A 22,990-nucleotide genomic window follows, 5' to 3' on the forward strand; every position below is an offset into this window, starting at 1 on the left:
TCGAGACGTTGCGGCGCCAAGTTTTTCCAGCTGACAGCAGATAGCTGTGTTGTGAAGAAATGAACTGTGGCCTATCAACTAACCATACGAAAGCAAGACGCCCAGACTGGCAACGCGGTACTGCGTCGTCGCCGGGTGGTGACTTGCGACCAGCCTTGTCTGCGTTTGGGCGGCATTGGCTGCGATGTCGAGCTCGAAAATGAAGACGGCGAGCTCCTGCGCTTGGAAACCGCTGCGGACGGCGTGACGCGATTGCTCTCCGATCGTTTGCGGGAGCTGCGGATTGGTCATGAGCAACGGCTCATACCAGTAACCTTGACCAGCGGTGACGACATTGGGGCGGGTTCCTGGTCATTGCGCTACTACGTGAGCAAGCCGGCGCCGGGCTTGTCCTGGCAGGGCACGGCCCTGGCCCGGTTTTCGTTGCTGGCAGTGCTGTTGGTCCTTTTGGCGCAGCTTTTTACGGTGGCGGTGCTGCCCCAGCTGGTGGTCCGCGCGGATCCCAGCGGTAGCGCAGTGGCTCGCCAGCGGGTCGCCGAGATGCTTGACACGCTGCGTCGGCGCGCCGGTGCAGTTGCGACCGACGATCCTTTGCAGATGTACCTGGCGGCAGCGATCCGCGATGAGCTTGACGCCCGGGCCCGATACCTCCGGCAGTACGACGACGACATGAGCCGCAGCCAGCGCCGGGAGATGCTGGCTGACTTGCAGCGCCTGTCCTATCTGCTGGAACGCGTGGAGGCTGGCGCGGTGCTGACGCCGCTGCCGCTGCCGGCCGTGAACTCGGGCGTGGAGCATTTATTGCGACGATAAGGTGGCGGTAGCACGCCGAAAATGGACGATTGGGAACAGACAACAACTATGTCACACCGTGAACTGAGTCATTATGTCAGCGATTTTTCCCGTTATCGGGTGGCGGTTCTGGGCGATCTGATGATTGATCGCTATGTGTGGGGGCGCGCATCGCGCATATCCCAGGAAGCGCCGGTGCCGGTGGTTGCCGTGCAGCATGAGAACGCGGTGCCGGGCGGGGCGGCGAATGTCGCCCGGAACGTGGTGTCGCTGGGGGCCAAGGCGGAAGTGCTTGGCGTTGTCGGCGATGATCATGACGGTCGCGAGTTGTGCCGTCTGCTGGGCGAGTGCCAGGTCGATACCAGCCAGGTGCTGGTCGTTCCCGGCCGACGTACGACGGTGAAGACGCGAGTGCTGGCCGCGAATCAGCAAGTCGTGCGCATCGATTACGAAGACACGGAGGCGCTGCCGGCGGCGGCGTATCGGCAGCTGCTAGGCCGTTTGGAGCGCCGTCTGCAGAGTGGTGAGATTGACGCCTTGATCCTTGAGGATTATGCCAAAGGGGTCTTTACGCGGTCTTTCATCAAGGCGGCGATTGCCTTGGCCAATCGCTATCAGGTGCTGGTGACGCTGGATCCCCATCCCAGCCACGGCTTCAATGTGAGCGGCTTGGCTCTGATGACACCCAATCGCGCGGAGGCCTTTGTGCTGGCGGGCATCGGCTACCAGCCTGGCATCAATGATCCTTGCCGGGACCGGCCTTTGCGGCGGGTTGGCGCGGCCCTGCAGCGCAAATGGCGGGTGTCCCAGCTGTTATTGACGTTGGGTGCCGAGGGCATGGCGCTGTTTGGCGCTGCTGGTGAAGACCCCGTGCACATTCCTACTCGGGCGCAGCAGGTCTTTGATGTGTCCGGCGCGGGCGATACTGTCATGGCCACGATGGTCCTGGCTTTGCTGGCTGGCGCACCGGCGTCCGCTGCGGCCACGATCGCCAATTACGCCGCGGGCGTCGTGGTCGGCATTGTCGGCACGGCGGCCATCGAAGCGGCCGTCCTGCGGCAACGCCTGCAGGAAGAAGAATAAGTGTTTTTCCGGGTGACGATTCACAGCGACAAGAACAAGGAACCAAGAGTATGACCGAGCGATGCGTAGCCGTCATTCCTGCCCGCTATGGCAGCAGCCGTTTTCCAGGCAAGCCCCTGGCGCTGATAGCGGGCAAGCCGATGATCCAGTGGTGTTATGAATCCACTCGCGCCTGCAAGGACTTCGCTGAGGTCATTGTGGCGACGGATGACGAACGCATCAGCGCGGCGGTCAGCGCCTTTGGCGGGCGGGCAGTGATGACGTCGCCGACGCACCAGACCGGCACGGATCGTATCGCCGAAGCCGTGGCCAAAATTGACGCCGATCTGATCGTCAATGTTCAGGGCGACGAGCCGCTGATGTCGGCGCGAGTGCTCTCGCAGCTCATCGCGCTGATGCGCCAGTCATCGGCGGAGATGGGTACGGCTGCGGTGCCCTTCACGGCGACGGACCGCGATCCGGCCGACGTCAATGCGGTGAAGGTGGTGGTGGATCGCCGCGGCCACGCGCTGTATTTCAGCCGCTCGCTCATACCCTATCCGCGGCAGGGCGGCACGGCGGTGACGCCGCTGTTGCACTGGGGCCTCTATGCCTACCGCCGCGATTTCCTCTACGATTTTGTGACGTGGGAGCGCGGCAGCCTGGAGGGCTGCGAGATGCTGGAGCAGCTGCGGGCGTTGGAGAACGGCGCGCGCATATTGGTCCTGCAGACGACGGAGCGCAGCGTCGGCGTGGACGTGCCCGGCGATATCGCCGAGGTCGAAAAGCTGCTGCGGGAACGCAGTCGCTGAGCCCCCGAGCGCGTGAATGCCGGCTGCGCCGGCCGGTGCCGGTGAGAACAACGAGTGAGAGTGAATGTAAAGGACACGACATGCAAAAAGTATTTGAGCTGAGCAAGGGGATGATGATCGGCCCCGGCCAGCCCCTGGTAGTGATTGCCGGCCCCTGCGTAGTGGAGGCGCTGGACATCTGTCGGCGCATTGCGGAGACCGTGCAGGCCGCGTGCGCGGAGCTGGGTCTGTCTTACATCTTCAAGGCGTCGTTTGACAAGGCCAACCGCACGAGTATCGACTCCTATCGCGGCCAGGGCATGGACGAGGGCCTGGCGCTGCTAGCGCGCATCCGCGAGGAATTCGGTTGTCCGGTGCTGACCGACGTGCACGAGCCCGACCAGTGCGCGCTCGCTGCCGAGGTCGTTGATGTGCTGCAGATACCGGCCTTTCTGTGTCGCCAGACCGACCTGCTGGTCGCCGCGGCGGCTACGGGCCAGCCGGTGAATGTCAAGAAGGGCCAATTTCTGGCGCCGGAAGACATGGCGTCAGTGATCAAAAAACTGGCCAGCACGGGCAATGAGCGCATCGCTTTGACGGAGCGCGGTGCGAGCTTCGGTTATCACAATCTGGTGGTGGACATGCGTTCGCTGGTGATCATGCGCGAGCTGGGCTGCCCGGTGATCTTCGATGCCACCCACGCCGTGCAGCTGCCTGGCGGCCGCGGCACGAGCTCCGGCGGCAACCGCGAATTTGTGGCGCCTTTGGCGCGCGCGGCGGCGGCGACCGGCATTGATGGACTGTTTTTGGAGACCCATCCCGAGCCGGAGAAGGCCCTGTCCGACGGCGCCAATTCCCTGCGCCTGGACGACGTGCAGACACTTCTGGCCAAGATCAAGGAGATTCATGGACTGGTCAGCTAAAGCGCAAGATATCCGCGCCGTCGTGCTGGATGTGGACGGCGTCTTGACCGACGGCCGCATTGGCTATGGCGGTGGTTCGGATGACGAGATCAAGTTTTTCCACGTTCGTGACGGCGTGGGCATCGCGCTGCTGCGGCAGGGCGGCATCAAGGTCGGCATTATCACGGGGCGTTGCAGCAAGGCGAACCGCCGGCGGGCCGAAGAACTCAAGCTGGATTTTATTGTTGAAGGTCAGTTGCGCAAGAGCGACGCGCTGCTGGCGCTCTGCGAGCAGCTGGGGCTGCAGCCTGCGCACTGCCTGTACGTGGGCGACGACGTGATCGACATCGGCCCGATGCGCCTGGCAGGCGTCGCCGTGGCCGTGGGAGACGCGGCGGCGGAGGCCAAGGCGGCCGCGAGTTGGGTCGCCTCAGCGCCTGGTGGTCGCGGCGCGGTGCGCGAGGTCGCCGAATGGCTGCTCAAAGCACAGGGGCGTTGGGATCAGTTGATCGCCGAGAGGTATGGGTGCTGATTATGCGCGCAGGGAATGATGTTCTGGCAATGACACTGCGGCTGCGTGGCGGACTGCAGGCATGGCCGCGCATTCGGCGCGTGCCGTGTTTGGCACTGCTGGCCCTGGTGGCATTGACGACGGTGCCACGTGGGGGCGCCGAAAATCTTTTTGGCGTCGGTGGCAATCTGCAAGTCGCGGGCTTTGTGTCCCGGGGGTTGGACAGCGCTGGCCGCACGGAGTGGGAACTGCGGGGGGAAAAGGCGCAGATTCGCGGTCAGAGCACCGAACTTAGTGATTATAAGATTGTCTTCAAAGGCAAGGACGGTGACGACTTCACGCTGAGCTCGCCCCGCTGCCGTTATCTTCACAGCGCGGCGGAGGTCAAGAGCGACGCCCCGGTATTTGTCGAGGGCCGTGGCGTGCAGATTAGCGGCATCGGCTATGACGTGTATCTTGATGCGAAAGTGGTGATGATCCGTTCGACGGTGACCATGAAGATCAAGCAACGCCAGGGCAGTCTGCGGAAAAGCCTGCAACGGGTGACCACAGACGAGAAAAAACCGGCAGCGACCAGCGATGAAAAATGATCGGCGCTGCCATGAAAAAAGGAAAGGGACGGCCATGAACAGGATGACATCACTGATTGGACGACGCGGCTGGAGCGAGGCTCTCTGCTTGCTGTGCCTGCTTGCGGTCACCTGCAGCGCCGCTGACGAGGCGGGTAATACCGTCGCCACGCCGGCGCCGCCGCCGCCTGTCGCGTCTGCGGAAACAGTAGCGCCGGCAGATGTCGTCGCCGCAGAAACTGACGAGATCAGTATTTCCGCCGACCGCATGGAGATGCATTTGGATGGCCATACCGCCGAGCTCAGCGGTAATGTGCTGATTGAAGACAAGACCATGAAGCTCAGTGCCGAAAAGATGATGGTCTATCTTGATGACGACAACAAGTTGCAGCGGGTTGACGCCAGCGGCAACGTGACTGTGCGCAAGCTGGACGGATCGGAAAGCGCCACCGGCGACACCGGCACCTACGACACCAAGGAGGATGTGATTGTCCTTGATGGCAATTGCGTGATTCTCCAGGGCAAGAACGCCATTCGCGGCAGTCGCGCCATCTACAGTCGCAAGGACCAGGTGATCAAGCTGGAGCGGGCGACGCTGACCATTCAGATGAAAAAGGGCAGTGGCGACGACGGCAAGCTGGGCGGGCTCCTCGACGGCAAAGACAAAGACGACGCCAAGGAGGAAAAAAGCGCGCCGGCAGGGAACCAACCCGTCGCGCCTGGGACAAACAAGGATGAGAAAGGCGCAACCGCACCATGAGTGACGACAAGGACATCCTGTTATCTGCGGAGGGCTTGGTCAAGACCTACAAAAACCGTTGCGTAGTCAATAATGTGTCATTGACGGTGAAGCCCGGCGAGGTGGTGGGGTTGCTCGGGCCCAATGGCGCGGGCAAGACCACGACCTTCTATATGATTGTTGGTCTGATAAAGCCCAACCGTGGCCGCATCACCTTTGCGGGGCAGGACGTCTCGAAGTTGGCCATGTTCCAGCGTGCTCGTTTGGGCATGGGCTACTTGGCGCAGGAACCCTCGATTTTTCGCAAGCTGACGGTGGCCGATAACGTCATGGCCATTCTTGAAACGCTGGATATGACAAGAAAGGAACGCGAGGAGCGCTTGCAGGAACTGCTCAATGAGTTACAGTTGACACAGCTGGCAACGCAGAAGGCGATGACCCTCAGCGGTGGCGAAAGGAGGCGATTGGAAATAACTCGGGCACTGGCGACCAGTCCGCGCTTCATGATGCTCGACGAGCCCTTCGGCGGTGTCGATCCAATCAATGTGTTCGAGGTGCAGAAGATCGTCGCCAACCTCCGTGACCGCGGCTTGGGGGTGCTGATCACCGACCATAATGTGCGCGAAACACTGGCGATTGTTGACCGGGCCTATCTGATCTGCAACGGCGAGATATTGTTTACTGGCGACAGCCAGGCGTTGATCCAGGATGAAAAAGCACGCCAGGTGTACCTGGGACCCAGCTTCAATCCTTGATGCTGGCAGAAGGGACTGACACCGGCGTTTACACAAGGAGGACGTTTATGGAAATAATCCTGAGCGGAAAGCATTATGAAGTCTCTGACGAGATAAAAGCCGCAGCCGAGCAGAGTATGCGCAAATTGGCTGAGGACTATCAAAGTCAGAAAATCAGTTCGGTACGGCTCCTTTTCACCGTCGAGCGCAACTGGCAGATCGCCGAAGTGCTGCTCAATGGCAAGAATCTGACCTTGCATGCCAAGGGTCGCACGACGGACATGCGCGCATCCCTGGGCAATGCGGTTGAGAAGCTCGACAAGCAACTCCGCCGCTACCTGGAAAGGATTCAGGACCTGTCAGTGAAGGCCGACCCGGTGGCCAAAGAGAAATTCTGGACCTCAGAAGAACTCAGCGAAGCCGAGGACGACACTGATCTGGTCGACGCATAAATGAGCAACGACGGATCGTAACAGCAGATAACGGCGGGACGGCGAACAACATAGCCGTCCCGCCTTGTCATCTCAGGCCGGAACGGGGAGGGGCGGCCAGGTCGGCTGGAAGGATTGGGCGGAGTCGCCTCGTTGTGTATACGGGCACAGCCAGCCAGGCATTCGGGGAAAGTACGGACCATCAGCAACAGCGAGAGGCGCAAAGAGCCTATGGACATGCAAATCGTCAAGAGCGGACCCGCGAATTGGCAACGGCCATCCTGGGACGAGTATTTTCTCAAGCTAGCCATGCTGGCGTCGGAACGGGCGACCTGTCCACGCATGCATTGTGGCTGTGTTTTGGTGCGTGATCGCTACGTACTGTCCACCGGCTACAACGGCTCGCTGCCCGGACTGCCCCATTGCCATACGGACGGTTGTCTGGTTGTCGATGGCCATTGCGTGCGGACCAATCATGCCGAGATCAACGCCATCTGTCAGGCTAGCCGGCATGGCACCACCCTGGCGGGAGCAACGGCGTACGTCACCAACATGCCCTGCACCAACTGCGCCAAAGCACTTATCGGCGCCGGCATCGGCCGCGTGGTGATTTTCTCCGGCTATCACGACACCCTCGCGGAAATGTTCTTCAAGGACGCCAAAGTGGAGTTGGTGCGCCTGCCTATGCCCGAACGCGACATCCACTACGACCTGCTCCAGTACAGCTCCGCCGTGCCGCTTGCCGATGACGACCCGCGCCGCTGACCCTCGCACGCAAATTTTTATCCACAGATTCCGCAGATTAACGCAGATTATTTTTTAACCATGGGGCATTTCCATTGCTGGGACATCTCCACGGTTGTGGTGGCCTACGTTGTGACCTCGGCAAGTCCAAGTCAAAAAGAAGCACGAAGGGAAAACAAAATGGCTCAGCGAGTATTGGTATTGGGTGCAACTGGTGCCATGGGACAATACCTCGTCCCCAGCCTGGCAAAAAAAGGCTATCAGATCGACACGGTTTCGCTGGACGATCCACCCTGGACTTTTCCCAACGTAACCCATATCAAGGCTGACGCCAAGAACCAAGCCTTCTTTTTGGAGTTGATGTCCCGGAACTACGATGCGATGGTTGACTTCATGACCTATCCGACTGCCCAAATCGCGACGTACTTGCCCTTGGCATTGAAAAGCGTAGGTCAGTACGTCTTTTTGTCATCCTGCCGAGTTTATGCTGATGTGGAGCATCCAGTCAAGGAATCGTCGCCTCGCTTGATTGATGCGTCAGACGATCCTTGGTTGTTGGCTTCTGATGACTATTGCATATACAAGGCTCGTGCGGAGAATGCGTTGCGGGCGTCTGGCTTTGGCAATTGGACCATTGTGCGCCCTGCGACGACGTTCTCTCACATGCGTTTCCAGTTGGTCACCTTGGAGGCGTATTTGACGGTTCGCCGCGCGCGTGAAGGAAAGCCGGTTGTGGTACCCATCGAAGCCAAGGACAAGCACGCCACCTTGAGTTGGGGGGGCGATGTCGCCGATATGATTTCCGGGCTGGTCTTCAATCCCAAGGCCTTGGGCGAGGACTTCAACGTCTGCTCGTCAGAACACCATACTTGGGGTGAAATCGCGGACTACTATCATGACATCTGCAATCTCAAGGCAGTCTGGGTTCCCAAGGAAGACTACTACCAGATTCTCGGAGCTCACGAGTTCAATCCGGGACTCAGGTGGCAGCTCGAATACGCGAGGCTCTTCCAACGCATCTCAGACAACTCAAAGGTCCTGGAGGCTACTGGACTCAAGCAGGAAAGCTTCAGAACTCTCTACGACGGGCTGAAACACGAAATCCAAAAGTTCCCCGAACAATTCAATTGGCCAGAATGGACAAAGCCTGCCTACGAGAGAATGGATAACTACCTGAAGGATCGAAAACATTGAGAAAATGTAAGCGTTTCCCATCCCATTGAGCAGGAAAAGGTAATGTGCGAAATCTTGTGATGAACACATGTATTTGCGCCAATGTGACCTAATCTCTTCTTTTGCGAAAGGCTTTTTGACAATAGACTCCTTATCGGGTGGTTATGCATGAATTTGCCCCGTAGGGGCACGACCATGCTTAACCCCAGGCTTCAGCCTGGGGAAGGTGTCCTATCGAACAGTGCCTCGTAGAGGCACTACAGCCCCGAAGTCTTGGTTGAAAATGGTCTGTAATCGTGTTCAGATTGTGTTTGTCAGGCATCCAGTAGTGCCCCTACGGGGCACGATTGACTGGAGAGCATTTTCCCCAGGCTAAAGCCTGGGGTTAAGCATAGTTAAGCGCCTACGGCGCATGTCAAGTATCTCTTTCTATCACAAGATTTCGCACATTACCGCAGGAAAACTGGGTGCGTACTGGTAACTGGCGGTTCTGAAACCGACTACTGGGACTGCTAGATGACCGGCTGTGCGTGACGCAGCCTGGTGTGTTGGCGTTATTGCAGTCCGACGGTGAAAGTGACGTCATCGTTGACGAAGGTGATTTCGTCGTATTTGCCGTGTCCGCCGCAGTCGCCGCATTGTCTACGGAGATCTTGTCCGACGCTGCTTCTGCCGGTGCCGCCGCAGCCAGCGCAGCGTTTGCGGGTGTTGTTGAGGCCCTCGACCTCGCCGGAGCCGCCGCAGAATTTGCAGGTGACGGTTTCCCGGGTGTCTTTGCCGAGTTTGCCGGTCCCCTTGCATTTTTTGCAGGGGACTTCGGTGGTGACTTTGCGTGGGACTGGCATGGTCACGCTGCCGCCTTGGAGCATGAAGGTGCTGAAGACCTCACGGCTGGCGTTGCGGCAGAGGTCCAGCACGGGCAGGGCCATTTCGCGGTTGTCTTCAGTGGTGAAGGTGAAGGTGCTGCCGCGCGGGGAGACGACGCCGACGAAGACGTTGTTGCTGTAGAGAGGCGCGGCGGGGGCGTCACAGATGACCAGGTAGTTCTGGCCCTGGCTGTTGATCATCAGCCCCTTGCCTTCGACGACATGCAGGGCTTTTGCCCGCAGCGTGGCCAGGCTGCCTGCGGGCAGTGCCGGCGTGAACAGCGGCAGTTTGGCCGCGTAGAGGGCCTTTTGTTGAAAAGGATGCCAGTACAGTGTCTCGGAGCCCTTGCACATCGTGTATAGGGTGTCGACGTCCTTCGAGCTGATGACGCGCGTTTGCTGCGGCGCGACTGCGGGGGCAACCGCGTCGTCGGCAGCCTGTTGGGCAATGCCGGGTGTGGGCATGAGGGCTATGGCCAGGCACAGCGTCAGCGCTGAGCGGATGAAGGCTAGGCCAGTAAAGATCATGCGATGCTCCTTTCTGTGGCTGTGTCGGCGTCGGTCGCCCGAGGGGCGCGCCGGGCAGGCGGGTGGCCGGCGCGTTGTCTGCTTGCCGCCCGCCGCGCGTGGCGCCTGTACGCGTGCGTTCACGGGGCGGGTGGCGCGTGCCGTGTTCAGATCAGATGTTCTGGCACGGTGACGTTGCGGACCAGATCGTCGATAGTTTCGCGTTCACGGATGAGCCAGTGCTGGTCGCCCCGCACGAGCACTTCGGCGGGTCTGAGGCGGCCGTTGTACTGGTAGCTCATGGCGTAGCCATAGGCGCCGGCGTTTTCGACGACGACGATGTCGCCGAGATCGATGCCTTCGGGCAGCATGCGGTCGCGGACCCAGAAGTCGGTGTTTTCGCAGACCTGGCCGCAGAGGCCGACGGCCTTGCGTGCTTCATCTTCCCGGCCGTTGACGTAGATGTGGTGGTAGGCGCCGTACATGGCTGGCCGGGCCAGCGTGTTCATGCTGACGTCGGTGCCGACGATGCGCGAATAGCTGTCCTTGATGGCGTGGACGGTGCCGAGGATGTAGCCGGCGTCGCCGACGAAATAGCGGGCAGGCTCCATCATCAGCCGCGGTGGCTTCAGGCCGTATTCGGCGATCTTCTCGCGGAAGACGCCGGCTACGAGCGCAGCGGCCTGGTCGATGTCAAGCTTGTCATCGCCGGGCTTGTAGGGAATGCCGAGGCCGCCGCCGAGATCGATGAACTCGAAGTTGATGTCGAGTTCCTTGCCGACCTTGCCGATGATGTCCATCAGCAGGGTGGTGATGAAGCGGAAGTACTCGGGGTCGCGGATGCAGGAGCCGGGCATCATGTGGGCACCGAAGCGCTTGATGCCGGCGGCCTTGGCCTGGCGGTACGCGTCCATCACCTGGTCGGGGTGGACGCCGAACTTGGCGTTGGGGCCAGCGTTGGTGACGAAGTCGCCGACCTCGCTCTGGCCGTAGCCTGGGTTGACGCGGAAGGACATGATCTCCGGCGTGCCGATCTTGAGGACGCGGGGCAACAAGGCGATGTCGTCGAGATTGAAGATCACGCCGCTTTCGAGGCCCTGGCGGATGTCGTCGTCCGAGAGGAAATTGCCGCTGAACATGACGTCTTCGCCGCCGAGGCCGAGCTTTTGCGCGAGGAGGATTTCGTTGACGCTGGCGGCGTCAATGCCGGCGCCTTCCTGGCGGAGGATGCTGGCGACGGCGAGGTTGTTGTTGGATTTGATGGCGTAGAAGAAACGGAAGTTGTCATAGTTTTTCCGGAAGGCGTTGAGGGCCCGGCGGAAATTATCGCGGATGCGTGATTCTTCGTAGACGTAGGTGGGCGTGCCGTAGGTCTTTGCCAGGAGAGTGACGGGGACATTTTCGAGATAGATCTGGCCATTTTGGATATGCATGTCAGGTCCTATTGGGTTATGGAGTTCGGCGGGGTCTTGCACCCGCGTTGTTCAGGTTGTTCAGATACTGTGGACGAAGAGGCCGTCGCGGAGTTTGGGCTCGAACCAGGTTGATTTCGGCGGCATGATGGCGTCGGCGTCGGCGATGGCCATGAGCTGGTCGACGGTGGTCGGCGTCATGGCGAAGGCGACTTTGGCCTCGCCGCTGTTGACGCGTTTTTCGAGCTCGCCGGTGCCGCGGATGCCGCCGACGAAGTCGATGCGCTTGCTGGTGCGCGGGTCGTCAATGCCGAGAATGGGCTGGAGGATATTCGCCTGGAGGATGCTGACGTCGAGCTTGTCGATGGCGGTGGTGGCAGCGGCGACTTTGGCGCGCAAGTCGAGGGTCCACCAGCGTTTCTGGAAGAACATGTGGACGATGCCCGGGCCTGCGGGTTCGGCCTGGGTGGCGGGGCTGACCGTGCAGACGGCCTTGATGTCGGCGAGGAATTGCTCGTCGGAGCGGCCATTGAGGTCGAAGACCAGGCGGTTGTAGGGGAGGATCTGCAGCTGGCCAGCGGGGAAGATGACGGCGAGGAAGCGGTCGGCGCTGCCGGCTTGGCCTTGGCTGGCGAGGAGGGCGCGAGTGCGGCTGGCGCTGGCGGCGCGGTGATGGCCGTCGGCGATATAGAGCACCGGCACCTCGGCGAAGGCGTTCTGGAGCGTGGCGCAGTCGTTGCTGCCGACGCGCCAGCCGCTGTGGCGGACGCCGTCTTCGGCGGTGAAATCGAAGAGCGGCGCGTCCTGCATGGTCTTGCTGACGATGGCGTTGATGGCATCGCTGTCGCGATAGGTGAGGAAGACTGGCCCGGTCTGCGCGCGGAGGGTGCTGATGTGGCGGGTGCGGTCGTCTTCCTTTTCCTTGCGAGTCTTTTCGTGCTTGCGGATGACATTGTGGTCGTAGTCATCAACAGCGGCGGCGGCGACCACGCCGGTCTGGCGCCGGCCCTTCATGACCAGCGAATAGACGTAATACGCGGGCTTGTCGTCCTGGACGAGGGCGTTCTGGCGCAGTGCCAGCCAATTTTCCTTGGCCTTGGCATAGACGGCGTCGGCGTAGGGCGACACGTCTTCGGGGAGATCAATTTCGGAGCGGGTGACGTGGAGGAAGCTGCTGGGCTTGCCGGCGGCCATTGCGGCGGCTTCGCTGCGGTTCATGACGTCGTAGGGCAGGGTGGCGACAGCGGCGGCGCGGCCGGGCGCGGCCATGACGGCGGCAAAGGGATAGACAAGTGCCATAATCGAGACTTTCTACATGGGCGTGAGGGTTTCGGGAAACGACTGCTAAGAAAGTAGTAACATACATTCAGAAGCGCTGAATGTGAACCGCTTAGCCTGAAAAAGCTGCGATTTGGGGTAATCGGCCAGGCATTGATAGTGGATGGGACCGTGGGGATGCCTGGGACCGATGGGGAATGACGTCATGGACGCCGGGGACTCCTGGGAGCGCCGCCGTCTCGGCGGCATTTGTGCAGCGCTGGGGCGAGGACTCAGGGACTCATGAGGCATGGTCCCATGGCTTGGACTCCGGGGACTTTTTGGACCGTGGGGATTGACGTTTTGGACTTCGGGGACTGATTGGGGACTGGTTGGACTCCTGGGAGCGCCGCCGGGACGGCGGCGCTCCCAGGCCTCTTGCCGCCGGGGAGGGGATGGGGTTGGGATTCGGTGGTTGGTTGTCAGTGGTATGCGGTTTGGTGGTAATCGGTCACCCATTGAGAACGGACGCACAGACATATCGCCGACGTCAACCCCGGGTATGTAAGTGAGTTCCATTGCCTCTTTGGCCCCAGTCAGCTGCGCCGACTGGGGCCAAAGAGGCCGAGGAACACGGACGTAGTCGCCGTTGTACCCAGGGCGGCGCGCGCTTTCAGCGCTGCTTGCCCTGGGCTGGTATGTTTCGCGCTTTCAGCGCTTCTGCCGCTTTGCGGCCAGGGAAACGGGCGCGTTTGACTCAGCCAGAAGCTCTATGGCTTAATTATCAATGGGTGACCGATTACGTTTGGTGTTAGGCGAAGCGCATCCACTTGATATCGACGTATGCCAGGAGGAGTGGCGAGGGATCGAACCAGAGTTCGTTGATCATGCCGCGCCAATGGGGGTTGGCGGCGACGTCGAGGGTGTAGTCGTGCCACTGGCCGTCGGGGATGACGGTGGTTTTGGCGGTGGGGTCTTCGGTGATGACGAGGTCTTTGGAGAAGATCGGCAGTTCGGGCGTACCCCAGTAGAGTTTGATCTCTTCGCCGCCTTTGGGCGGGTGATCGACGCAGGGGGTGACGCGCATGCGGACCTGGAAGGTCTTGAATGGCGCAGCGGCAAAAGGCGTGATGCGGGTGCGGATGGCGGGCACTTTCAGGCCGGAGCGGAAGAAGTGCATGGCGCCGTCGACGGTCTTCATGTAAGCCGTGCCGTAGGGATGGCGATACCAGCCCTGCATGTCGGCTGAGAAGTCCCACGCGGTTTGTGCTGGGAGCGGCATTGCCGGATAGTCGTAGGGGCCGAGGCCGATGTCCTTGGGGGTGATATTTTTAGGCCAGCCGGCGGCGGGCTTATCGCAGAAGACATCGCGCAGGGCGTCGTACATGGCGAAGCCGAATTCCTGGTTGGGCTCGATGTAGCTACCTTCCTGCCATTCGTTGAGGGGCGCGATGATGACGCGTTTGAAGCCCTTGGCTTCGCAGAAAGAGCGGCAGTCCTGGCAGACCTTGCGGAATTTTTCTGGTGTGCGGTCTTCGATGACGCGTGCGTATTGGAAGGATCGTGGCAGGTCGTTCCAGCCGGTGGGCACCAGTGGCCAGAGCGGGAATTTGGGATCGCGCGAGGTCATTTCCCACCATTGTGGGACCGCTTTAGCGACGCAGTCGTAGGAGAAGCGCGTTGGGGTGTCGCCGGGGCGGGCGGCTTCGGGTGCGAAGCGGTAAGCCAGGGTATCGAAGTTGTAGATCATCTGTGCTTCGTAGCCGCCGACTTTGGCGATATCGACCTTTTTCTGGTCGTATTCCCAGCCGTGGTACATATCGATGAAGTAAATGCCGGGTAGGCCGGCTTCCTGGGCGAGTTTATTGGAGATAGCGAGGGCGCGTTTGGCGCCTTCGCCGGGTTGGAGGGTTTCGCCTTTTTGGGCGGCTTCGCGGATGAAATCGCGATCGAGGTTTTGGATGTTCCAGACGACGACGACGGGCCGGCCGTCGATGGTGTAGTATTCGGGTGTTTTGAGATAGTTGTCGAGCCAGAATTTGGTGACGTTGATTTGGTCTTCGGTGGAGTGTGCGCCGACCTCGTTGTGGTTGGCCCACATCATGTACCACTTGAGGTACTTGCGATAGCGCGCCTGGTAGTAGCCCTTGACCCAATGGTCGAGCCGCTGCACGCCGCGGTTCCAGTACCAGTCGACGCAGAAGCTGGAGATGCCGTGTTCGACGGCCCATTTGATCTGCCAGTCGATGACTTCGGGGTTGCCTTCGTCGTACCAGCCTAGAAGCGGTTTGATGTGGGGGAGAGTCTGTTCGACCTGGTCCCACTCGGCCATGTGTTCCGTGCCGGGGTAGTAGAACGCGGAGACTTCTATCGGACCACATTGCGGCTGCGGCTCAGGAACGTATTTTTTGCAGGCGTCGGACATAAAAAACCTTCCTTCTTGAGCTTGGTGGGAGTGATTGCCAGGCATGATCTGCCGATTCGGAACCGGAGCATGGCGAATATACCCCGCCTTCGGCTAAAAAGGAATGACGCCAGGCGCAATAAAAACGCTCGAAAGTGGCGCGCGGATATCCGAGGCGACGTCTCGCGGAGGACGCCTCAGTCTGTCGGGGTGTTTATGCGGTCGGGCGCGACGGCGAAGCGCTGTGCCAGGCGGGCTGCGGCGGCGATGGTGGGCAGGGCGATGAAGAGCGCGGTGGCGGCCATGATGATGCATTGGTTGCCGGGCAGGTCGTAGTGGAAAGAGCAGGTGAGCCCGATGAGGGTGGCGGCCACGGCGATGACGGCCGCCAGCGGCAGGACGATCGCGAGGCGTTTGGAGAGCATGAGGGCCGTCGCTGGCACGACAGCCAGATAGCAGAAGACCAACATGGAACCGCCGCTCTTGCTGGCGGCGGACACGACCAGGCCCAGCGCGACGAAGAAGCAGAACTCGACGGTGCGGACCGGTATGCGCATGAGTCGCGCGGCATTGCCGTCCAGAAAGCTGTAAAGGATGGCTTTGAGCAAGACGATGACGCAGAGGAGCAGCGGCAGGTGCACAATGGCCAGCAGCAGGCAGTCGGCCCAGCTGGCGAGAATGAGGTCGCCGTAGAGACGCGCCTTGATCTCCAGCAGGCCCATGCCGGAGCGCGCCACGAGTAGGACGCTGAGGGCCGCCGCGGCGACGAAGATTGTACCCAGCACGGCATCGCGCGGAATGCGCTGTTGTTCCCAATCGTGGGCGAGGGCGGCGACGGCGACCAGACAGCAGAGCAGGGCGCCCAGGAAGGGTGGTAGATTCAGGAGGGCCGCCGCCGCGATGCCGCAGGCCGCGCATTCGGTGAGGGCGATGCTGATGAAGACTACCCGCCGCAGAAGCACGAAGACGCCGAAGACCGCGCAGGTCACAGCCATGATGATGCCGGAGAGCACGGCGGCGGGAAAGAGGTCCACAAGAGAGATAAAAGACGTGATCATAGTGTTTCCGATGGGTGCAGTTGTTCCTGGATGGCCTGGTCGGCGCTGACGATATGGGCGTGCCCGTGATTGACGTAGCAGACGTCGGCGGCGAGGCGGGACAGGTCTTCCAGGCGGTGGTGGGCGATGAGGATGGTCTTGCCGGCATGTTTGTTCATGGCGATGAGAAGATTGAGAACGGCGGTCTCAGCGGCGGCGTCTAGGCCGGCGGTGGGTTCGTCGAGGAAGATCACGTCGCTATTGGCGGCGAAGGCCCTGGCGATGAGTGTTTTTTGCTTCATGCCGCCGGAGAGTTCGGCGAAGCGCTTGTGCTGGTGTTGGTCGAGCTGGAAAGTTGCCAGCGTTTGGTCGAGGCGTTTCTGGAAGCATTGCGGGACGCGCAGCGCCAGGCCGATTTCCGGGTAGAGGCCCATGGCGACGATCTGGCGAACCGATACGGGGTAGAGCGGATCGAGCTGCTTTTGCTGTGGGACGTAGCCGGGCGGGCTGTCGCCGAAGTCGCGGCTGATGCTGCCGGCGAGGGGCTCCTGCAGGCCGAGGAGGGTGTTGAACAGCGTGGATTTGCCGGCGCCGTTGGGACCGACAAAGGGCAGGAGGATGCCGTGTGGGATTTGGAGGTCGACTCCGCTGAGCACGGCGTCCCGGCCGTAACCGACGCTGAGGTTGTTAGAGCTCACAATATGGTCTTGCATCGGGTGGGTTCTGTGCCTTGGCGTTGGTGATCATGGCTGGGGGGTGTCATTGCTGAGGGCGTTGTGGAGGCCACGGATGACGCTGTCGAGCATGGCCAGGTAGGACGTGGCCTCCGCGCTGCCGCCGCAGGCGTTGGCGCGGACGAGGACGGTCGCGGGGCTGCGTTTAGCGAGCAGATCGGCGGCCTTGCGGTTGTAGAAGGGCTCCTGGAGAATGACGCGGACCTGCTTGTCGCGCATGTCCTGGGCGAGCTTGGCGAGGTGCCGGCCGCTGGGCGGCACGCCGGGCAGGGGTTCCATTTCGGCGAGCACGGGGAGATTGAAGCGCTCCAGGAGATAAATCCAGCTGCGGTGGTAGGTGACGACGTAGCTGCCGGCGTAGGGTTCCAGAAGGCCGTACCAGCCATCGCCGGCGCCGAGATCGGCAGCGGCCAGTTGCGGTTTGAGGGTGCCGTCGTTGAGGAAGCGCCAGAGTTTGGCGCCGCCGAAGCGGGCGACCAGGGTCTGGCCGAACATATGTTCGTCCAGGTCATTTTGGAAGTTGCGGAGATTTTGCTGGAAGGCGTCCTGGTGTTGCGGGTGGAGGTCGCAGAGTTTGTCGGTGATGGTCTTGGCGACGATGCGGCCGTTGAGGGGATCTAGCCAGTAGTGGGGATTGCCCATGGGGTGGACGTCGCCCATGGCGCGGGTGATGGCCTGGGTCGGCACATCCAGGCGGATGACGTTCGTCGAGGCGTCAAGATGGCCAGGTGCGCCGACTTGGATGCGGCGGTTGCGGGAGTCGCGCAGGATCGGGCCTTCCCAGCCGATTTCCAGTTCCATGCCGATGCGGATCCACAGGTCGGCGTCACGGGCACTGACGACATAGCCGGGTTTGGCGCTGAGGGCGTGCGGGTCTTCCTGGCCGGTGGTGATGCTGGTGACTATGGCGAGGTCGCCGCAGATGGCGCGGGTGATGTCAGCCAGGTCGGTGGTGGTGGCGACAATACGGATGGCCTGCGCCTCGGCGCGAGCTAGGGCACTGGCCAGCGCAGTACACAAAAAGGCGGCGACGATGAGGAATGCGGGATATTTCATGGGAGATTGTCCTTTCGATATGTGTTTCGGGAAAGTGGGCGGCTGCGGCGTTGGCGTTCAGAAGTCGTGGGCGGCGTGTTTGCCGATGCTGATTTGCAGCTGCATGATGAATTCCCAGAAGTCTTCGCGGCCGTGAGCGGTGGCGAAGTTGCCGTTGGTGGTCTGCATACGCAGGAGTGAGAATTCGGAGAGCTTCCAGTCGAGCATGGCGCTGGCGCGGTTGCTGGCGCAGTAGCTGAGCTTACCGTCGTGGACATCGTGGACGTCGTTGGTGACGCCGAGTTGTTCCCAGCGGGCGCCGACGCGCCAGCGTGGCTTGAAGCCGTAGAGTGCCTGGAGGTAATAGCCGTCCTGGGAGTTGTTGTAGTCCTGGCCGTTGTTGAGCAGTTCGAGATCGCGTTGGCGGTGGAAGAATTCGCCTTGGAGGACGACATCGCCGTGGCCGTGTGGGCGTTTGGCGTCGTATTTGTAGACGACATCAGCGCCGTAGATGCGGTTGTAGCCATTGAAGTAGTGGGTGTGCCCGTCGTGGTCTTCTTCTTCCTGGTGGCGGCCTTGTACGTAGGACAGTCCGAATTGCAGGGCGTGTTGCTCGTCGAGTTGCGGGCCGAATTTGAGGAAAGAGGTCAAGAGCCTCGGGCCGTTGTGGCGTGGGAAGGGATCGCTGCCGAGGTAGTTGGCGACGGTTTCGTGGTTGCCCTGGAAAGCCTCGGCGCCGATGAGGAAATGGAAGGGCGTTGGTGCTAGCCAAGTGAGTTGCAGGCCTTTGTCGGTCAGGCCGTGGTCGCCGAAGAGGGCGTCATAGACCAGCGGCTGGTCGAAGAAGTCCCAGTTATGCGAGTGCTGGTGGTTCATGCGGCCGATGCCGCTTTTGATCTTGCCGGCGCTGAGCGTCAGTCCCCAAGGCAGCGAGCTGCTTTGAATGACGGCTTCCTCGACCTCGGAGGCGTGGTCGTCAAAGGCCAGGGTGGTCCAGGCCGTGAAATAGGGGTCGACGGCGGCGGAGAGCCCCAGCTCAAGATGGCGGAGGTTGAAGCCGTCCTCAATGACGCTGTGCTCATGGTCGTGACCGGCGTCGTCTTGGTCATGGGCGTGGCTGAAGCCGGCCAGGGAGTTCTTGAGGTGGGAGACGCCGAGTTTATGACTGTCGTAGTGGTAGAAGCCGTCGATGATCACTGACGCGTCAAGGTCCACGCCGGGGACCGGCGTGGCCGGCAGCATAGCAGCGGCGCTGCTTTTGATGGCGGCGTAGAGTTCCTGTTCGTCGTCATCGCGGCTGGCGGTAGAGATGGCGGCTGCGGCGGGGACGCCGGTGACGGTGGTGACGGTGGTGACGGTGGACGGCAGCGTGGTCTGGGCGGCCTGTTGTTGCAGCTGGGCTTTGAGGGCGTCAATTTCCCGCTGCATGGTTTGGAGGGCCGCGGCGTGTTCTTTTTTGATGTCCTGAATCTGCTGACTGAGTTCGCGCAGGACCTGGGCAAGTTCCTGGTTGGACGAGTCTTGGGCGCGGGCCATCGGGATGATGATGATGGTGGTGAAGGCGACAACGATGGATAAAAAAGCGAGTCGCTGGGTCATTTTCAACATGGAATTCCTCCTGCCAAAGGGGATAATGCAGACTGTGATAATCCTGTGGCAGGTGGGCGTTCAGGCGCCGGTGGAAGCGGGCAATCTGGGTAGAGCTCCGCCGTGATGGCGATGCTTGCAGAGCGCGCTTGTTGGCGCTGGTTATGCGGCTAGGCGGTGTTGCCTGGGAGAGAGCCGCGGTGCCCACACTGCGACAGGGCCGTCATGGCGCCGTGCGATGGCGCTCATGAAGCGGCTGGTGTTCAGCATGTGGCAATGAGGACGGGCGGTGCGCGGGATTGGCAGCTGCGTGAGGCTTTGCGGGCGTGGACCTGCTGGGTGCGGAATACAGGCGCGACGGCAAGTATTGGCAGTGCGGTGCAGGTCAAAGGCGGTGGCGGCGTGGCGCTGAAGAGCTGTGCGAAGAGCTGGCAAAGCGGGCAGCGCTGGGCGTTGTGCTGGTGCTGGTCCGCGCAACCGGGCTGGGTCAGGAACTGCTGGCCGGCGGCCATGGCGATGGCTGTGTCATCGCAGATCGCGAAGCTGTGCCGGGCATGATGCAGCTCGGGGACGATGATGTTACCAGCTAGCAACACAAACAGCGCCAGTTGGCGGATAAATCGCCATGGCGTGATTCGTGTGGAATTGTGTTGGCTGGATTGGTTCATGCTTGGGGAGTGGTCCGAGGGATATCGGATTGTTAACCGTGCGAGAGTATACCGTATTTGCTGATGTTTCTCAAGACTGGCCATGAGAAAAAGATCACCTTGCCCGGACGCGCGCGCCAAGGCGGCTGCAAGTCTATCGTTGTGATGATGATAGGGTTGTGTTGCGGGGGTGGGGATGGTACATTATAAGCTCGCCGCGCGGGCGGTTGCGGGGGCATTTTGGTGCTCAAATGGGCGTCATTGGTGTTTGTTGGGTGAATGTCGCGGATGGTGTAAGTGCGTGCCGCGAGTAGAATTGCAAACCTGAGAAAAAAGGACGAGTGCATGGAGCTGGTATACAAAGGCAAGACGAAGGACGTCTATCGTTTGGCAGATGGCAATTTTCTGCTGCGTTTCAAGGACGACGTGACGGGCACGGACGGCGTGTTTGATCCCGGCGCGAATACGGTCGGGGCGAAGATTGATGGCAATGGCAAGAACTGCCTGTTGCTGACGCGCTATTTCTTTGAGGCGTTGGCTGCCGAGGGGATCAAGACGCATTACGTCGGCAGCGATCCTGACGCGGTGACGATGACGGTCGAGCCCTGTCGGCCTTTTGGCAAGGGCTTGGAAGTCGTGCTGCGCTACAAAGCGGTCGGGTCCTTCTTCCGTCGCTATGGCGACTACTGCCAAGAGGGCCAGGACCTGCCGGGTCTGGTGGAAATGACGTTCAAGGACGACGCCCGCAATGACCCGCTGGTCATCAAGGACGCGCTGGTGATGCTTGGCGTCATGAGCGGCGACGAGTACGACACGCTCAAGGACATGACGCTGAAAATTGGCGCGGTCGTGAAGAAGAAGCTGGCCGAGCACGGGTTGGATCTCTACGATATAAAATTCGAATTTGGCCGCAATGCCAAGAACGAGCTGCTGCTGATTGATGAGATCTCGGCGGGCAATATGCGCTGTTTCCGGGGCGGCAAGTGGCTGCAGCCCGACGACGTGGTCGCGGCCGTGCTGGGCAAATAAGACTCCCCTTAAGCCGATGCGCTCACGCAAAGGCATGAGGCTTGCTACGCGGGTATTTTTTTGTCTCACGCGAAGGCGCGAAGGCGCGAAATTGTTGGGGCGGACCTATGTATCCGCCCCTTTTTTTCTCACGCGAAGGCATGCGGCTTGCCACACGGCTATTTTTTTGTCTCACGCGAAGGCGCGAAGGCGCGAAGAAGATGAAGAATGGCGGCCTGTCTTGCCGCTGCGCGGCAATTCACGCCGCCGATAAAAAGACGCAAAGGGGGCATTTTGCCTCACGCGAAGGCGCGAAGGCGCGGTATCTGTAGCAGCACGGCATGCCGTGCTGCTTGTCTTGCAGCGCGAGAGTGTTTCCGGGTGGGGCGTTATTCGGGGGAATGAAAACGGCCGGTCCTGAAGCGGCAGGACCGGCCGTGGGCTTCCCCCCATGGGAAGATATGGTTGCCGAGGTGGCTTAGACGCCGTCTTCGGTGTAGATGCTTTTGAGGACGGCGACGGTTTCATCGACGAGCTGCTGGCCGCCTTGTGGGGAGACCAAGTTGCAGAAGAGACAGGCGCTGTAGCCCTTGTTGGCGGCGCCGCGTTCGGTCGCCAGGTAGGTGCCGCCATCGGCGCCGGGGACGCCGGTGAGTTGGACGACAAAAGTCTGGGCGAAGGGGCTGCGGGCCTGGATGCGGTGCATGTAGTCCATGTAGAGCTCGAAGCGGTTGGTGGCGAAGGCGACGTCGCCGATGCGCAGGACATGCAATTCCATGGGCAACAACGGCGATTCCTTCTGGGTGGCATAGCGACTGATGATGCGCTGGAAGCGGTTGCGCTGGGCTTCCAGTTTGGAATTATGCATCAGGAGATTCTGCGGGGTGTCGCCGCTGGTTTTGAAGGGCTCGTCCTTGAGCTTGTCGTATTCGCGCTGGGCGAAGGCGAGTTCGTCGCTGCTGATCAGGCGTCGTTGCAGGTTGATGGTCTTGACGACGTGGGTGATGGGCAGGTCGGTGCGGATGTCTTTCTGGGCCCAGTCGAGGACTTCGGCGAAGGCGACGGCGATGCGTTCGGCGATGTCTTTGCGCTCAAGGGTACTTTTGTCGCCGCCGCCGTATTTGAGTTTGAAGCGGCGCGCTTGGGCTTTGTGGTAGTGGAGGATGCGCGGCGCGAGATCGCCGGCGGCGGCGCACTGGGAGACGATGTGGATTGGCCCGAAGCGGTGTTGGATGGCGACGCGCACATCGTGCCAGTAATCCGCACTGAGCTGCCAGTCGCTTTCGGAGTTCTGTGATGGGCAGGGCACGTTGATGATGGCGCCAGTGAGCTTGCCCTGGGCGTCGAAGGTGTAGAGCAGATTGATGAAGTGGTCGGCGCCAGCCTCGAAGTGGCTGAAGTTGTCATCGTTGGTATTGCCGTACATGACGCCGTGGCCATCGACCCGGAAGCCGTTGCCGGCCTGGCCTGGGCGCAGGGATGTGTCGTCAAAATAGACCGTGCGGCGGCTGTGGGCGACGACAGCGTAGCCGTAGCCGTAGGCGATGCCGCCGGGCGCGCGGGTGTTGTAGGCGTCACGGATAGCCTCGGCGGCTTGGGTGGAGAGGAAATCGCGGTACTCGTCGCTGGAGGCGATCTCAATGCCCTCGTGGGGTATGCGTGACGGCGCGGGGGTGGATGAGCCGGTGGCGGTTGCCGCCCACATGGTGCCGTCGGCGTAATGACTGGCGCCCGTGTGGGAATGCGTTGCATTCATAATGATTTTATCGACGGGGAAGCCCTTGAGAAGCTGGGCGGTTTTGGCGCGCACGTCGTCAACGAGCCCGGAGCGGATGACCACGAGGTCTGCGGAGAGGAAGACGACGAGGTCCTTGCCGTCGTCGATGAGCAGGGCGTTGACCAGCAGCGGGTCGCGCACGCCCTTTGAGATGCGCATGTGGAATTGCCCGGGGATATTGACAGGTTTGTCTGTGGAGATGTCCCGCGTCGCCCAGCCGATCTTCAGCTCGCTCATCTGTTCCGTCCCATGCCTTGAGGATTTTGCCGCT

At 61.0% G+C, this 22,990-nt stretch carries 22 protein-coding genes; 12 read left to right on the plus strand and 10 right to left on the minus strand.

All coding sequences use genetic code 11. The features are described from left to right. Positions 1-66 precede the first annotated feature (66 nt). The 11 genes from J3R75_RS13805 to J3R75_RS13855 all read left to right on the plus strand — a co-directional run bounded on the left by J3R75_RS13805 (position 67) and on the right by J3R75_RS13855 (position 8,469). Positions 67-813, plus strand: coding sequence for a hypothetical protein (locus J3R75_RS13805; RefSeq protein WP_307262537.1), 747 nt, complete (start codon positions 67-69; stop codon positions 811-813). Between the two features lie 48 nt (positions 814-861). Continuing rightward, on the plus strand, positions 862-1,875 hold the full coding sequence (locus J3R75_RS13810) for a bifunctional heptose 7-phosphate kinase/heptose 1-phosphate adenyltransferase (protein WP_307262539.1): 1,014 nt from the start codon (positions 862-864) through the stop codon (positions 1,873-1,875). 50 nt (positions 1,876-1,925) lie between these two features. Next, positions 1,926-2,666 carry a 3-deoxy-manno-octulosonate cytidylyltransferase gene (gene kdsB / locus J3R75_RS13815; RefSeq protein WP_307262543.1) on the plus strand — a complete coding sequence of 247 codons (741 nt, stop codon included), beginning with the start codon at positions 1,926-1,928 and terminating at the stop codon, positions 2,664-2,666. A gap of 80 nt (positions 2,667-2,746) precedes the next feature. Continuing rightward, complete coding sequence (gene kdsA, locus J3R75_RS13820; RefSeq protein ID WP_307262546.1) at positions 2,747-3,568, plus strand: 3-deoxy-8-phosphooctulonate synthase; 822 nt, start codon at positions 2,747-2,749, stop codon at positions 3,566-3,568. Continuing rightward, positions 3,552-4,079, plus strand: a complete 528-nt coding sequence (locus tag J3R75_RS13825; protein ID WP_307262548.1) for a KdsC family phosphatase — start codon at positions 3,552-3,554, stop codon at positions 4,077-4,079. The genes kdsA and J3R75_RS13825 overlap by 17 nt, the downstream gene beginning before the upstream one ends. 29 nt (positions 4,080-4,108) lie before the next feature. Then, complete coding sequence (gene lptC, locus J3R75_RS13830) at positions 4,109-4,648, plus strand: LPS export ABC transporter periplasmic protein LptC (RefSeq protein WP_307262550.1); 540 nt, start codon at positions 4,109-4,111, stop codon at positions 4,646-4,648. Positions 4,649-4,682: 34 nt separating this feature from the next. Beyond that, complete coding sequence (locus J3R75_RS13835; RefSeq protein ID WP_307262552.1) at positions 4,683-5,387, plus strand: LptA/OstA family protein; 705 nt, start codon at positions 4,683-4,685, stop codon at positions 5,385-5,387. Then, on the plus strand, positions 5,384-6,121 hold the full coding sequence (gene lptB, locus J3R75_RS13840) for an LPS export ABC transporter ATP-binding protein (RefSeq protein WP_307262555.1): 738 nt from the start codon (positions 5,384-5,386) through the stop codon (positions 6,119-6,121). Before J3R75_RS13835 ends, lptB begins: the two co-directional genes overlap by 4 nt. A gap of 47 nt (positions 6,122-6,168) precedes the next feature. Further along, a complete protein-coding gene (gene hpf, locus J3R75_RS13845) occupies positions 6,169-6,552 on the plus strand; it encodes a ribosome hibernation-promoting factor, HPF/YfiA family (protein ID WP_307262557.1) in 384 nt (127 codons plus the stop codon). A 210-nt stretch (positions 6,553-6,762) separates the two neighbouring features. Then, positions 6,763-7,296, plus strand: a complete 534-nt coding sequence (locus J3R75_RS13850) for a deoxycytidylate deaminase (RefSeq protein ID WP_307262560.1) — start codon at positions 6,763-6,765, stop codon at positions 7,294-7,296. A gap of 159 nt (positions 7,297-7,455) precedes the next feature. Continuing rightward, positions 7,456-8,469, plus strand: coding sequence for an NAD-dependent epimerase/dehydratase family protein (locus J3R75_RS13855; RefSeq protein ID WP_307262563.1), 1,014 nt, complete (start codon positions 7,456-7,458; stop codon positions 8,467-8,469). A gap of 533 nt (positions 8,470-9,002) precedes the next feature. On the opposite strand, the gene J3R75_RS13860 is transcribed toward J3R75_RS13855, so the two are convergent. The 9 genes from J3R75_RS13860 to J3R75_RS13900 form a co-directional block, all read right to left on the minus strand. Then, a complete protein-coding gene (locus tag J3R75_RS13860; protein WP_307262565.1) occupies positions 9,003-9,842 on the minus strand; it encodes a hypothetical protein in 840 nt (279 codons plus the stop codon). A 146-nt stretch (positions 9,843-9,988) separates the two neighbouring features. Beyond that, complete coding sequence (gene lysA / locus J3R75_RS13865; RefSeq protein WP_307262567.1) at positions 9,989-11,254, minus strand: diaminopimelate decarboxylase; 1,266 nt, start codon at positions 11,252-11,254, stop codon at positions 9,989-9,991. Positions 11,255-11,314: 60 nt separating this feature from the next. After that, positions 11,315-12,532, minus strand: a complete 1,218-nt coding sequence (locus tag J3R75_RS13870) for a DUF1015 domain-containing protein (RefSeq protein WP_307262570.1) — start codon at positions 12,530-12,532, stop codon at positions 11,315-11,317. A 769-nt stretch (positions 12,533-13,301) separates the two neighbouring features. After that, positions 13,302-14,915 carry a glycoside hydrolase family 99-like domain-containing protein gene (locus tag J3R75_RS13875; RefSeq protein ID WP_307262573.1) on the minus strand — a complete coding sequence of 538 codons (1,614 nt, stop codon included), beginning with the start codon at positions 14,913-14,915 and terminating at the stop codon, positions 13,302-13,304. 176 nt (positions 14,916-15,091) lie between these two features. Next, positions 15,092-15,952, minus strand: coding sequence for a metal ABC transporter permease (locus J3R75_RS13880; RefSeq protein ID WP_307262576.1), 861 nt, complete (start codon positions 15,950-15,952; stop codon positions 15,092-15,094). Continuing rightward, entirely contained in the window at positions 15,949-16,644 is a 696-nt protein-coding gene (locus J3R75_RS13885; protein WP_307262579.1) for a metal ABC transporter ATP-binding protein, read from the minus strand. The genes J3R75_RS13880 and J3R75_RS13885 overlap by 4 nt, the downstream gene beginning before the upstream one ends. 30 nt (positions 16,645-16,674) lie before the next feature. Then, a complete protein-coding gene (locus tag J3R75_RS13890) occupies positions 16,675-17,721 on the minus strand; it encodes a metal ABC transporter substrate-binding protein (protein WP_307262581.1) in 1,047 nt (348 codons plus the stop codon). 57 nt (positions 17,722-17,778) lie between these two features. Further along, positions 17,779-19,308 carry a TonB-dependent receptor gene (locus J3R75_RS13895; protein ID WP_307262584.1) on the minus strand — a complete coding sequence of 510 codons (1,530 nt, stop codon included), beginning with the start codon at positions 19,306-19,308 and terminating at the stop codon, positions 17,779-17,781. Between the two features lie 242 nt (positions 19,309-19,550). Beyond that, positions 19,551-19,955: a DUF2946 family protein gene (locus J3R75_RS13900; protein WP_307262586.1), complete on the minus strand. Its 405-nt coding sequence runs from the start codon at positions 19,953-19,955 to the stop codon at positions 19,551-19,553. A gap of 324 nt (positions 19,956-20,279) precedes the next feature. Between J3R75_RS13900 and J3R75_RS13905 the strand changes: the two genes are divergently transcribed. Beyond that, on the plus strand, positions 20,280-20,963 hold the full coding sequence (locus tag J3R75_RS13905) for a phosphoribosylaminoimidazolesuccinocarboxamide synthase (protein WP_307262590.1): 684 nt from the start codon (positions 20,280-20,282) through the stop codon (positions 20,961-20,963). 457 nt (positions 20,964-21,420) lie between these two features. Here J3R75_RS13905 and J3R75_RS13910 read toward each other — a convergent pair whose 3' ends face one another. Beyond that, complete coding sequence (locus tag J3R75_RS13910; protein ID WP_307262593.1) at positions 21,421-22,956, minus strand: hypothetical protein; 1,536 nt, start codon at positions 22,954-22,956, stop codon at positions 21,421-21,423. Positions 22,957-22,990: the final 34 nt, after the last annotated feature.

It is taken from the genome of Oligosphaera ethanolica, assembly GCF_030814695.1.
GTDB lineage: Bacteria > Verrucomicrobiota > Lentisphaeria > Oligosphaerales > Oligosphaeraceae > Oligosphaera > Oligosphaera ethanolica.